At 45.5% G+C, this 12,706-nt stretch carries 13 protein-coding genes; 6 read left to right on the top strand and 7 right to left on the bottom strand.

The annotated features are described in order from the left end of the window. Positions 1–156: 156 nt before the first annotated feature. On the top strand, positions 157–1,374 hold the full coding sequence (locus AC27N8_RS24735) for a GAF domain-containing protein (RefSeq protein WP_487070391.1): 1,218 nt from the start codon (positions 157–159) through the stop codon (positions 1,372–1,374). A gap of 10 nt (positions 1,375–1,384) precedes the next feature. Then, on the top strand, positions 1,385–2,305 hold the full coding sequence (locus AC27N8_RS24730; RefSeq protein ID WP_487070389.1) for a hypothetical protein: 921 nt from the start codon (positions 1,385–1,387) through the stop codon (positions 2,303–2,305). Positions 2,306–2,468: 163 nt separating this feature from the next. On the opposite strand, the gene AC27N8_RS24725 is transcribed toward AC27N8_RS24730, so the two are convergent. From AC27N8_RS24725 to AC27N8_RS24715, 3 genes are all read right to left on the bottom strand, one after another. Next, positions 2,469–2,684, bottom strand: coding sequence for a helix-turn-helix domain-containing protein (locus AC27N8_RS24725; protein WP_487070387.1), 216 nt, complete (start codon positions 2,682–2,684; stop codon positions 2,469–2,471). Between the two features lie 327 nt (positions 2,685–3,011). Then, positions 3,012–3,983, bottom strand: coding sequence for a GspE/PulE/PilB domain-containing protein (locus AC27N8_RS24720; RefSeq protein ID WP_487070385.1), 972 nt, complete (start codon positions 3,981–3,983; stop codon positions 3,012–3,014). A gap of 257 nt (positions 3,984–4,240) precedes the next feature. Then, on the bottom strand, positions 4,241–4,939 hold the full coding sequence (locus AC27N8_RS24715; protein ID WP_487070383.1) for a response regulator transcription factor: 699 nt from the start codon (positions 4,937–4,939) through the stop codon (positions 4,241–4,243). A gap of 376 nt (positions 4,940–5,315) precedes the next feature. Between AC27N8_RS24715 and AC27N8_RS24710 the strand changes: the two genes are divergently transcribed. The 3 genes from AC27N8_RS24710 to AC27N8_RS24700 all read left to right on the top strand — a co-directional run bounded on the left by AC27N8_RS24710 (position 5,316) and on the right by AC27N8_RS24700 (position 7,371). Further along, positions 5,316–5,705, top strand: a complete 390-nt coding sequence (locus tag AC27N8_RS24710) for a cytidine deaminase (RefSeq protein WP_487070381.1) — start codon at positions 5,316–5,318, stop codon at positions 5,703–5,705. 328 nt (positions 5,706–6,033) lie between these two features. Further along, positions 6,034–7,149: a carboxylate-amine ligase gene (locus AC27N8_RS24705; protein WP_487070379.1), complete on the top strand. Its 1,116-nt coding sequence runs from the start codon at positions 6,034–6,036 to the stop codon at positions 7,147–7,149. 42 nt (positions 7,150–7,191) lie between these two features. Continuing rightward, positions 7,192–7,371 carry a hypothetical protein gene (locus AC27N8_RS24700; RefSeq protein WP_487070377.1) on the top strand — a complete coding sequence of 60 codons (180 nt, stop codon included), beginning with the start codon at positions 7,192–7,194 and terminating at the stop codon, positions 7,369–7,371. 45 nt (positions 7,372–7,416) lie between these two features. Here AC27N8_RS24700 and AC27N8_RS24695 read toward each other — a convergent pair whose 3' ends face one another. Continuing rightward, the gene (locus tag AC27N8_RS24695) at positions 7,417–8,424 is read right to left on the bottom strand and encodes a sigma-70 family RNA polymerase sigma factor (protein WP_487070375.1); all 1,008 of its coding nucleotides are present in this window, start codon (positions 8,422–8,424) and stop codon (positions 7,417–7,419) included. Between the two features lie 389 nt (positions 8,425–8,813). Beyond that, a complete protein-coding gene (locus AC27N8_RS24690; protein WP_487070373.1) occupies positions 8,814–9,593 on the bottom strand; it encodes a TspO/MBR family protein in 780 nt (259 codons plus the stop codon). A gap of 175 nt (positions 9,594–9,768) precedes the next feature. Here AC27N8_RS24690 and AC27N8_RS24685 point away from each other — a divergent pair, with 175 nt between their 5' ends. Further along, complete coding sequence (locus AC27N8_RS24685; protein WP_487070371.1) at positions 9,769–10,485, top strand: DUF3159 domain-containing protein; 717 nt, start codon at positions 9,769–9,771, stop codon at positions 10,483–10,485. Between the two features lie 458 nt (positions 10,486–10,943). Here AC27N8_RS24685 and AC27N8_RS24680 read toward each other — a convergent pair whose 3' ends face one another. After that, complete coding sequence (locus AC27N8_RS24680; RefSeq protein WP_487070369.1) at positions 10,944–11,915, bottom strand: hypothetical protein; 972 nt, start codon at positions 11,913–11,915, stop codon at positions 10,944–10,946. A gap of 163 nt (positions 11,916–12,078) precedes the next feature. Continuing rightward, positions 12,079–12,558, bottom strand: a complete 480-nt coding sequence (locus AC27N8_RS24675; protein ID WP_487070367.1) for an NUDIX hydrolase — start codon at positions 12,556–12,558, stop codon at positions 12,079–12,081. Positions 12,559–12,706: the final 148 nt, after the last annotated feature.

Here is a 12,706-nt window from a genome sequence, read left to right as displayed (position 1 = left end):
ATGCTTAACTATATTAAAAATTATTAATAATAATACATAAGTAATAGGAGAGTGATTCTCAGATTTGTGTAACCCTTTATACAGCGCCTATGGTATAATAGTAATCATGCTTTTTATAGATGTTCTCATGCCTTCAATAGCCATAAGGAATATAATATGAACAGTGGACCGTCCCCCAATGGACCACACACAAAAAAACGTGGTCGCCCTCCAGGCTCTACCAAAAGAGTAACATCAACGCAGGCCAAACAAAAAAAAGCCCGGCAACAGAGCAAGACCAATGCTGCATATATATTGCCCATAGAATCCGTCACGCAGACGACAACTATTGAAGATCATGTGAGTAACAAAGAGCAGATGACAGAATTTAGCTCTTTATTACAAAAGATCCTGCGCCATAACCACTCCGAAATCACGCGCATTGCCAGAGAGTTATTGGTCACAGAAAATACTATCTATCGCTGGATGAGCAATGTATCGGACCCGCGTTACACCTACTTAAAACGCCTGATAGAGATCTTACCGGAATATCGTACGCAACTTATCATTGCCATCCGTCAGACTTTTGGTGAAGTCATCGGTGCCCCATCATCAGACAACAGGGAAGTAAGCAAACAGGTCTACCAGCAGGTACTGGAAACGGTCATGACCAGCAGTCCAGACTCCGAGATGCGTTTCTGGCATGTTTCCGAAATTATATTTAATGAGGCCCTCAATCAGCTAGACCCCAATCATTATGGCCTGGCCATTACTTATGCAAAACTCATGCCTCCACATAAAGATGGTATCCATTCCTTACGTGAAATAAAAATGCGCGGCCATGCTCCCTGGGCGGACTCAATTGACGGAAAAGCCTTTCTTGGAGGCACCACGCTCGTTGGCTCCGCCGCAGTTTTGCAACGTGCTCGCGATTGGAACGATACTGATAACAGCCGCTCTCTGGTAGATATCGACTGTTACGAACGTAGCTCATATGCAGTCCCTGTACTACATGGAAATCTTCTGGCGGGAGTACTCGTTGTTTCTAGCAACCAACCAGATTTCTTTAAAAACCCAATCGCTTGCCAACTGGTCGCAGAATATGCCTTACTGATGGGTGTAGCATTAAGTGATCACGAATTTCACTCCTCTGATCTCTTACATTTAAGACCAATGCCTCCTATCAAATGGCAACGGAAAGAGCTTGCAGAGAATTATTTAAACCGTATCATTACGTACGCCCATGAGCACAACACTTCACGCCGGGAGGCCGAATTTAATGTACAGCGAGAAATCGAGTTGGAGTTCGAGGAAATAGCACATACAATGCTCATACAGCAGGGAAACGATATCCCTGAACTGAATCATTCACATCATGTACCAGTTTCTGAATAGAGTAAAAATTATGCAAACGTCCGATCAATCATCTGAAGAAAATCAACCGCTTGGAGATCAGTCATCTGAAGCAGCCAATGTTACTGATCAGACACAGGAAACGTCTTCTTCGTCCGGCATAGAGCCAGAATCCTTAGAGCGTCAAGAAATCGCTCCAAAGGCGGACAAGAAAGCGCAAAATGAAGCAATTCGGCGTGGACTCATCTATCCACCGCCGCCGGATTTCTATGAGGAAATACCAGAGCCCGCCATGGTGGCAAATCAAGTACGTCCGCGACCGGTACCAGCTCAACCGTTTCAACCCAGCTACAGTACTACGGAATATCGCAACAGTGGACAACCAAATTCCTGGCAAACAGCCCCTCCGCCCAACCAACAAGCTCCACGTGCAGGCTATCCAAGCTATCCTCAAGGGCAGAACTATACAGGAATACAAGCCCCTCCCTTCGTAGCCGCTCCACCATCTACAAAAAGGCCACGGAAATGGACCATCACAATTCTGGTGGTGCTGATAGCGGTCGTATTACTCAGTTGCGGCTTATGCGCATGGGTTGGCGTCCCAATTTTTCAACAGGTCTACAGCCAGGCCTACAATGTCGAAGTGAATGGCCTCCCGGTTGTCAGTGACTACTACACGGCACTACAAAACAAACAATATGCCCAGGCTTATAGCGATCTCAGCACACAAGGGGCGCTAAAAAATATCACGCTGGCAGAATTTACTGCCCAGGCCCAAAAGCAAGACAGCCTTTATGGTCCAGTATTACGCTACACCCCGTCGCAACCCGACTTAAGTAACTACGATGGCAATACGATTACAACCTTTACGCTCAAAGTTGATATAGCACGCAACAAGCAATCCTATACAACGCAGCTCCAACTGACAAAAATCAATGATCAGTGGAAAATCTCAAACTACGACCACCTCTAGAGATAATCGCATCATCACAAAGCAATCATTTCTGTAATCAAAGAGAAGAGGAACAGCCATGCAGGTTGTTCCTCTTCTCTTTGATTACTTTTTTGAAGTTCTCTATGAACAAGATCGATATTCACTAATATAACACATATAAAATGAAAAAGTTACATAAAATTTAATTTACAGCATTAGCAACGACTGCGACCGGGACTTCTCGTCCGACACAGGCACGGAGATCTTCGCGATAAAAGCGCCACGTGCTACCCACTTTATGACCTGTCAGCTGCCCTGACCACATCAGGCGATAAAGAGTGGAGCGACTAACACGCAGGTAACTCATCGCTTCCTTGAACGTCAGCAGAACATCTTCCTGAAGCATCTGTACGACCATGAACTCTCTCCTTGAAATAAAACCAGATAAATAAGTGCGTTTGACACTAACAATGTAGTGAAAAAACATTAAAAGATGATCATTAATATTGTCTCATTGCATGTTATATTAACCAATGTTGATACGCTTTCGCGTTAAGGAATAGTTGCGATCTGGTTAATTTTAAGAACTATCTGGTTCTATCTTCACTACCAGCAGGTCTCTACTGACCAGAATTCGCCTATTTGACCGGCAAAAGGCTCTCATGAGAGAATATCATCTCGTATCAACGTGAACTATATTGTCTTTTTGCTATTTCTTTATCTATAGAAGACGGGCGACATTTTCTTACCAACGGCTTGTTAATAAAGCGTTTAACTCGTTCTCCTCGCAGGAGACGGGAAAGATCGTCAGTCCTGTGATCTCATGTAAGCGTGCAATTGCCTCATGATTAGAAGGCTCAAGCATAGCTACAGTCAAGCACTGATGATCACGACCAACAGGAGCACATTGGAGCTCACAGGCAACCTGATATGGAATCAATTGTGTCAGCCGCTTTGATAAGGCGCGAGGCAGCTCCATATATGGCACAATTGATCCCTTCACGCCCGCCAGAATAGAGCTCTTCCAATAATGTAGCTGCTCCGTCGTCACTTCCATGACTGGTAGGGGACTATGTCCTCTGAGTTGATGCATAATAGCGGGGCGCAATATCAAAGTATGAGCGATCTGTGCCGCATGCTGATACATTCCATCGATGGTCGGAGCAGGATCTGGATACGTTCCTATACCCAGAACGATGGTTGTTTCACGTTTCAGTGGCGGAACGAGAGTCTCCGCCTGTAATAAGCAAATACTTCGATAAATACGCTCTGCGATAATTTTCATGCCCGATTGGTCTACCGCAGGAAAAACGATAGCCACTCCTGCTTCCCCATATAGTATCATATCATCATCGATACGGATAGCACGTCGTACATAAACTAGTACCTGTTGGAATAACTCATATGTGGCATGACGCCTCCTTCTCTTTTGGGAGAAGCGCGACGAGGAGACATCTCTCTGAACCATGTGCAATACGAGTAGGCTGATCGGCTCCAGACGTGGCATAAATTCCTGCACCAGAGCATACATTTTATTGCGCAACTCTTGCGATACAAGTACGGTATGCTCACTGCCCGGATACTTATCTGCTGACTCTTTCTTATCGGAGGAAAAGGTTTGAGTCAGTGGAAAGCAGGTGCATAGTTCATTTCTGACGGATGTTGGAGCCGAATGTTTCTTCAGCTGGGATGCGAGTGGAGATATTTTTGATGACATACTTTTCTGTTTCTGTTGCTTCTGGTTCACAATGCTTCTCGCTATTTGACCGTGCTCAACAGTGTATACAATAATAAACAAGATAGCTAGCAGGATACCTTTTCTTCCTATCCACTAGCTTGCGAAGTAACGTAGAGTCAGATAGCTATCCAGATGAATAAACCTGTAGGTACAGGCTATTCACCTGGATAGCTATAGATACGTCTTGCACTTTTAAAGATCTATAAATATACTTTTATGCACAATACACTTCAGCATTACGACTCAACTGTAATAGGAACGGAAAAGGTATAGCCAACACCTGGCACAGTCGTAATATACTGAGGCGAATTTGGATCAGGTTCTACTTTCTGCCGAATATGTCGGATATGAGTTTTGACCAAACCCGAATCTCCAGCTTCATCGTATCCCCAGACCCGTTCTATAATCATATCGGTCGTCAGCACCTGCCCCGTATGAGAAATTAAAAGGTGAAGCAAGCGACTTTCAGTTGGTGTCAGGCGTACTTTTACACCATCTCTCGTCACCTCATGGCGCATAGCATCATGAGTCACGGGACCAACCGTGATAGCTGACGAACTGGATGTTCCTCGGGAGCTGGAAGAGCGACGCATCACAGCTTTAATGCGTGCCAGCAGTTGACGTGGACTAAAAGGCTTACGCAAATAGTCGTCCGCTCCCATCTCCAAACCTCGAACTTCATCGTCCTCGCGATCATGAGCGGTCAAAATCATTATCATGGAATTTGTTTCCATGCGCATCTGGCGACAGACCTCAAATCCATCAAGTTTAGGCATTTGAATATCCAAAATTACCAGATCAGGTAACGTCTCCCGCCATCGTTTAATCGCCTGTTCTCCATCAAATGCACGCACGACATCGTAGCCATGGCCTTTGAGCCAGTAGCTCAACATGTCTACCATATCGCGGTCATCATCCGCCACCAGGATCTTCAATTCACGGCCTCCTACCTGTCCTACATTACAATACTAAAATGTACCGATTTTCACCAAAGTACATAATTTCAGGACGGCTTACATTTGTTGTAACGGGACGTTCTAAAGTGCAGTAACACCATGACACAAAATGGGCTATCGCTAGACATCTTCTTGATTTCTTTACTCGGTTACCTTTGTTGACAGCACTTTTTTCGACTGGTAACGCAATATGTCATTGGTGCCTATTTTTATAACGGTTTTCGTTTCTTTTTTTTACTGGCAACAGAATAGATAGCCATGATGTACTTTGACATGCAATGATATTATTAGAGCTACACTGGACGAGAAGCTTGAAAAGGATGAGATTTTGATCATGGTGATGAAAGGATTTTTTATGCCACAACGTGAGGATTTATTAGCCCTGGCTCGCGAGACCGCTCAAAGAGCGCATGCTCCTTATTCACATTTCAGAGTAGGAGCCGCATTGGTAGCCGGAGAGACGATATTTGTAGGAGTGAATATCGAGATTTCCAGCTATGGTCTGACGCTCTGTGCCGAGAGGTCAGCGCTTGCGGCCGCACTGACAGCGCAGGCAGGTCCGATTACGCATATCGCCATCGCCTGTATCGACGCCGGCGAAGATGCATCCGAAAGCGAACGTATGCCCTGCGGCGCTTGCCGTCAGTGGATGGCAGATTTAGCTCCCACCGCCATACTCTATATCGACGGCTGTAGCCGTGATTTTTTGGTGTCCGACCTCCTACCATTTGCATTTAGGCTATGATTTTTTATCTTCTCTCTGCTTACCCCTTGACATATGTAAAGCCCTTGTGTACGCTATAAGTCCTAATACTTTTCTACTATAGTGCTCTACTCTAGCTTGACTCTCACACATATACATTAACCCAGAGGTGCCTTATGCCGATCTTGCGCAATAGCGCACGATTGCTGTCGGTTACAATAGAACCTGATCTTGATAGCAATCGCCTTTCATTCCTCTCACGCCTCGTATGGTACCCGTCTTTTGTTATTACATTCTTCTCCTCCTGTAGCTGGCCGCAATCGTATATCTTTCACACCCACGCTCTGACACTATCCGAAAGGGGAAAACGATGTCATCACGTTTTACACTTGGCGTCGAAGAAGAATTTCAAATGGTTGAGAGAGACACTGGGCAATTGGCGTCTCATGTCCAGACTATTTTGGATAAAGGAATACCGATCTTTGGCGAGTTCATTAAACCTGAAATGCTCCAATCTGTGGTGGAAATTATTACTGGAGTTTGCTCGGATGTCCAGGAGCTACGCCAGGATTTGTCCTGTAAGCGTGAGCAGCTGAGCAAGATCCTTGAGGAAGAGGGACTCGCACTGATCAGTGCGGGCACTCATCCGGAAGCCCATTGGCGAGATCAGCGTAGCACTCCCAATCCGCGCTATGAAGAGATTGAAGAGGAGTTACAGGATGTGGCACGTTCGATTCTCATTTGTGGTCTTCACGTCCATGTCGGTATCGACTCTCACGAGATGGCGCTACCACTGATGAACCAACTCCGTACCTGGCTTCCTCACTTACTCGCCCTTTCTTCCAACTCCCCCTTCTGGATCAGTCACTACACCGGCATCAAATCATATCGCTCCATCGTCTGGAAACGCTTTCCCCGTTCTGGCATCCCACCGGTCTTTGCCTCAACTGCGGAGTTCGATACGTATGTGGCCGATTTGATGCGCAATGGAGAAATCGATAACGCCAAGAAGATCTGGTGGGACATTCGACCGCATCCATTCTTTAGCACCATCGAGTTTCGCGTCTGCGACATGCCCGCAACGTTCGAGGATACGATGGCGATCGCCGCGCTCTGTCAGGCTCTGGTATGCAAACTTACCTGGCTCTACGAACACGGTATGAGCTCACCTGTGTTGCCAGCCCACTACATTGAAGAAAACAAATGGAAGGCGTCTCGCTATGGGCTCGACGCAATGATCGTAGACTTCCCACGCAATCGACGCTTAACAATGCGTGAATCTCTCTATGAGACACTCGACTTTATCGCAGATGTGGTAGAAGAATTAGGCATCCAGCGAGAGATACAGTATTTGCGTACGTTATTAGAGCAGCCGTATGGCACAGGAGCTGATCGCCAGATCGCCATCTACAATGAAACACAGAGCATCCATGAAGTAACGAAATACTTGATACAACGTATGATCCCTCTTCAATCTATTAAGTAACACCGTAAACTTAGCACGCCCCATGATCAAGCGTACAATACTGTGAAGATAGGGAATAAAACCCTCTCGCCCACGGCGTCAACGCGCACCAACGTAGCGGCGCGGCTCCGCCGTGCTGTCTGTGACTCGTATGCTTCGGTCTGGAGCGTCTCTCAATGGAGCGCCATGGGCAACCTTGCCGTACGAGTCACAGACAGCACGGCGGAGCCGCGCCGCTACTGATCTCTTTGTGGGTGATGATTCCTGGGCGCTTGCATACGACGTTAATCAGGCTCGTGCAAGCTCTCGAATCCCCTCATAGCGCTCGGGATAACGCAATTTACGCAAAGCCTTCACCTCAATCTGGCGGATACGCTCGCGTGTCAGTCGAAAAATAACGCCCACCTCGTCCAATGACAACGAATGACCCTCCTTCAATCCATAGCGCATTTCGATAATTGTTCGCTCGCGTGGACTCAGAACGGTCAGGGCCTGCTCTATCTGAGCTTGCAGGAGCAGATTAGTGGTCTGGTTGACCGGTACAACGGTATTCATATTCTCTATCGAATCGGCTAGATGATATTCTTCATCATCAACCATCGGAGCATCAAGCGAAATAGGTTGTTCAGATGCATGCAATAGCTCAACGATACGCTCCCGCGGCAGCCCCATCTCAGCGGCAATCTGCTCGGGCAGGGGCTCGATACCTTGTTCCTGATACATGCGACGGGCGATGCGCTTGATTTTATAAATGAGTTCGACCACATGCACAGGAATATGAATGCTGCGCGAATGCTCGGCAATAGTACGACTGATCGCTTGTCGAATCCACCACGTCGCATAGGTACTAAAGCGAAAACCACGCTGATAATCAAACTTCTGCGTGGCCCGCATCAAGCCAATATTGCCCTCCTGGATCAGATCTAATAGGGGCAGGCCTTGATTTGAGTAACGCTTGGCGATACTTACCACTAAGCGCAGATTGGCCTCAATCAAGTGCTGCCGAGCGCGCTGATCACCCTGCGATACGCGCTTAGCCAATGATAATTCCTGCTCGGGGGTAAGAAGAGGATACATACCAATTTCTTTTAAGTATTGCTTTACCGCATCATCAACGGCCATACGTTGATCTTCCTCTACATCATGCACTTCTTCGTCGCATTCATCATAGAGATTCCGCTCATCATCTAACGGGGACTCATCAAAGGCGACCTCTTTCGTCCAACGTGTCTTATCTGTTTTTTTTGTAACCGTGGACGTTCCTGCGTTCGCTGCTTTGATTGTTCTTGCCGTCATACCACCGACTCCTTCTTCTCAATACCCATATGCATTATGTTACATGCATTACATTCAAAGAAAATTTTCCTGCCAGTGTCTCATGTCGCATGTTATTTTCAAGCTTTCCACTGACACTATTCTTTATGTGCAATAACCATGCCAAAGACATAATATACAGCCTGCTATACGGATACTTCTGCCGTTTCTATAAAGGAGCCAGCACAGGGAAGATAAAGATATGTCTTCACCAGTACAATCATTTGCATTTTTACAGGATATGTTTCAACAAAAAAAATAATATCCGGTACAAAAATTGTGAAGATATTTCTGGAGCTGTGTAAAAATACACAATAAAAAAGCGAGAGGGTATTTTTCTGCCCTCTCGCTCTAGTAAATTGCCACTGCCATTATGAAAAAGTGTCTGGCGCATCAATCCTTAATAGATCTTTGCGTCGCCGGACAATTACGACAATGGCAAGGCAGGCAAGCACCGCCAGACTACCAGCAGCGACAGTGATCGCCGGCCTGCCCACATTCTTCACCAGAATGGCGATAAATGACCAGGCCAGTACCGCTAGATAGACCATATCCCAACAACATAGACCAACGAACAGACCAATCAGCAGTGCGACACATAAAAGCACCACTGTCCAGGTCACAGCATCGATGCCAAAGCCGTCCCAGCCAAGATATGCCAACACAACGGAGACATTAACAATGCTTGCTACGCTAATCCAGCCAAGATACAAACTGAAAGGCACATTCACGCACCAGCTTTCGGTGGGCGAGATCCTTTCGCGATTGATATGGCCACGAAGATAGAGCATCAGCAACGCTCCAAAAATGACAAGCATCATCACCAGACTAAGTACAATCTGTTCATGCAACCAGACATACTCCCAGCCAACATTCCCCATACAGCTCACGACATAGTAGTAACCGATGCGCCTGAGACGCGGATTGCTGCGCTGTGATGGCAGCGCTTGATAGATAGCAAAAGCAATTAATCCTATATAAATAAGTCCCCAGATAGCAAAAGCATAGCCTGAGGGCGTGATGAGAGTCGGGTAGTGACTTGATATCTCACCGACACTATGTCCAAAGATAGTGTTGCTGAAGAGATTAAAAATAAGTGTGACGATCGTCGCCACAACATTGACTACTTGCCTTATCTGATCTTTTGTCATAAAGCATCTTCCTTCACATCTTTCTGTGATGCATGAGAATAGAGAATCGTGTCAGTCGGAAACAAGAGAGCCTGCATTGATACTGATTGCGAGAAGAGGAAAAGAAAGTTGCTCGTTTTCTGCGATCGTGTCATACTACAAAGAAAATAAGATGCTTGAAGGAGAGAAATATTGTATGGATAGTAATACACCACCATCGCGACGACGACTCGATTTCTCAGGAGTTGTGCCTAGCGGTATCTTACAAACCATCTTGATTGACATCGTTTTTCCATATATGCTGTATCAGCTTCTTGTCAGCCACGTCTCTCTATTTATAGCATTTGCGCTGGCGGCAATAATCCCAATTGTTAATATTATACGCATTGAGCTAGCATTTCATATCCTTGACCTGATAGGGATTATTGCCCTCTATGTCATCTTCTGGATCTTCATCAATGCCATCGTACAAAGTAACCTGGCCATCATACCAGCGCTATTTACCTTTATCCTTCCGATTGGGATCCTCGGTCTGGCAACCATATGCACGCGTTTAACAGCCAGACCACTGGCTTTTTATGTAGAACGCTACTGTCGTGCTCAGTCATCCGAGAGTCCAGAACTCTATCGTGGCTACTGGCAAACAAATGAGGCATATCGGCAGACGATGTATCGTCTCAATCTTGTCTGGGGAGTCGGACAAATACTCCTCGCACTGGTTATCATGCTTCTCTTCGTACTTATAGCTTCAGAGATTTTTGGCACCAGCGCACTGATCATCACATGCCTTTTCTACATACTCTTAACCATGTGGAGCTTGCACTATGTAGATGACCAGGAGAAAAACTGGAATGAAATCCACCCGCAAGGGACTCAGACAACATCATCTTTATCATCCCGGCAAGATTTATAATCAGCCGATCCGACTATAAAATCATTATTACAACTTTTAGAATATTAAGATCATCCCTATATGAAAGAATAAAAAATGTAGCTTTTACACACATAACATGCTATACTCTAAAAGAGAGTTGAGTGGGGAGTAACTCTGCTTTTCCTGTCTCTTCTTTTGATAAGAGCTAAAATTATACTTGTGGTGGATGTGGGGAAAGATCATATATCTATCTCATCTGAACTATCTGGTGTGGCGCGTAGGGATGTGGGTGTGAAAAGATAGCAGGAGAAAAGATAGATAGGATAGTGGTGGCAAACAAGTATAGAACACTCAACGCCAGAAACTTCCTCTTGCTAGAAAGTTTCTGTCTCCGGCAAGATGCCTGACTGTAAGGAGAACTCAAGGATTTCGTTATGGGAGTCAGATGTACTGATTTATGCGGTAGATCTGACCCCTTTTTCACAAACAACTTAACATCATTGCTCAATCAGATGAAGCAGTTCATCTTCAAGTTGTTGCCACACCATTCTTTCCGCCTGAGGCCGTGTAATAGGATACTTCTTGTTCACTGACTTGACCATCTGCTGGGTAACACGCTTCTGAAATGTGACCAGATATGGCCCCTGTTGCTCACGCGTTGGCATAACGCCTAAGGCAATATCAGACAAGAGATAAAAATCCTCTTTTTCAAAACCAAGACACATGAGCTCAGCATACTTTTGAATCAAGGAAAGATGTTTTTGAGTAAAATGATCTAGCTGTGTACTTCCAATATAGATTCCACCAGCAGTTTGATTAGCCAGGACAATAGGAACCGCCACGGCGCTTTCCACGCCGCTGATCTGCTCCAAAGCGAAGGAATGTAAACCTTCAGAACGGCTATGCACGGATGTCAAATGTCCTGAAGAGATGGCATATCCCACCATTGATTCTATGCCCATCAATTGTGGATAATGTTCAATATACGTGCTCCAGGGAGGCGTCCCACGACCCGCCACAATGCGTACACTACGTACTTTCTGACCCTCGGTCGGTGGCACACATTGGGCGACACAGATAAACATGCCGTCGTTATAGGGGTCCATATGTTTCAACATGTGCTGCAAAAGCAGATTACTTATCGTTACAGATCTTAAATACTGGGAGGCACTAACATAGGTATTAATCACTTGAGCATAAAATTCAGCTGACATAAGAAAATTTTCTTCTCTTACCTCACCACCTTCCGCAATCGAAGGAAATTCAGCGACGAGGAGAGCCATCATTTGTTTACGTTGCTGTGGCATCGCATTCAAAAGGAGCCGCAAATTTTGTGGGCGAGGATTCGTTTCTCCGTTGACCCAACGCCGTAGCGTCATCGAGCTAATATTCAACGCCTCTAAAATTCTTTGCTGCTCATGTGGATCGTTGATCATTTTTTTCAGAAGCTCACGCCAGGATGTTTCCATATTTCTTTCTACCACCAATACATAGTATTTGCGCTGTTATATTCAATTTATGCTGTCATACTATATATAGCATAGCTTCTATGGTAACATTCGTCAATACGATGGAACTGCTTGCTACCATATCTGAGCCAGATTATAGGCATACTCGTGATAAAGAAAGAAATCATGCAGCACAAGAATCTTTTTGCCGTTGAAGATAGCTCACGAAATCATCAAGGATACTCAAAGTATGTTTATCCAACCGATGACGTAACTCCTCTTCAGTCATCCAAAACGGACGCCCTTCGATATTCTTGCACAACTGACCGCCAACAACATGTGCTTGATAAACAAAGCTCAAATTGCTCATATTCAGCCAACTTGAGCTAGCACAGGAATAGAAGCCAATCAGACCATCTACCTTTAAGTCCAGGCCAGTTTCTTCCTTACCTTCACGCACAGCCGCCTGCTCAGGAGTTTCACGCCAGTGCATAAAACCTCCCGGCAAAGCGATACGCCCACGCGGCAATTCTATCACCAGATAGCGATCCTCTTCGTTCACGATCACGGCCGCGCTTCCTAACGGAGGCAACTTGCCACTAAATAGCATGTTCAACACATTGAAAGAAATGCTTACGCACATCTTGAGCATCTCATAAAGCATGATAAATTCCTCCTCATCTCGCCAACAGTTTAGCCATACATAATCTGGCACTCAAATTTCTTTGTCAAGTATACCTTAAAAAGGAGGCTTTATGACATGCCCGTATCATTTCTATAGATGCAGTATAAGCAAAATGTGGGTATAGCAA

The organism is Dictyobacter sp. Z7_2, from assembly GCF_057551105.1.
This window is presented reverse-complemented; position numbering and strand designations above follow the sequence as displayed.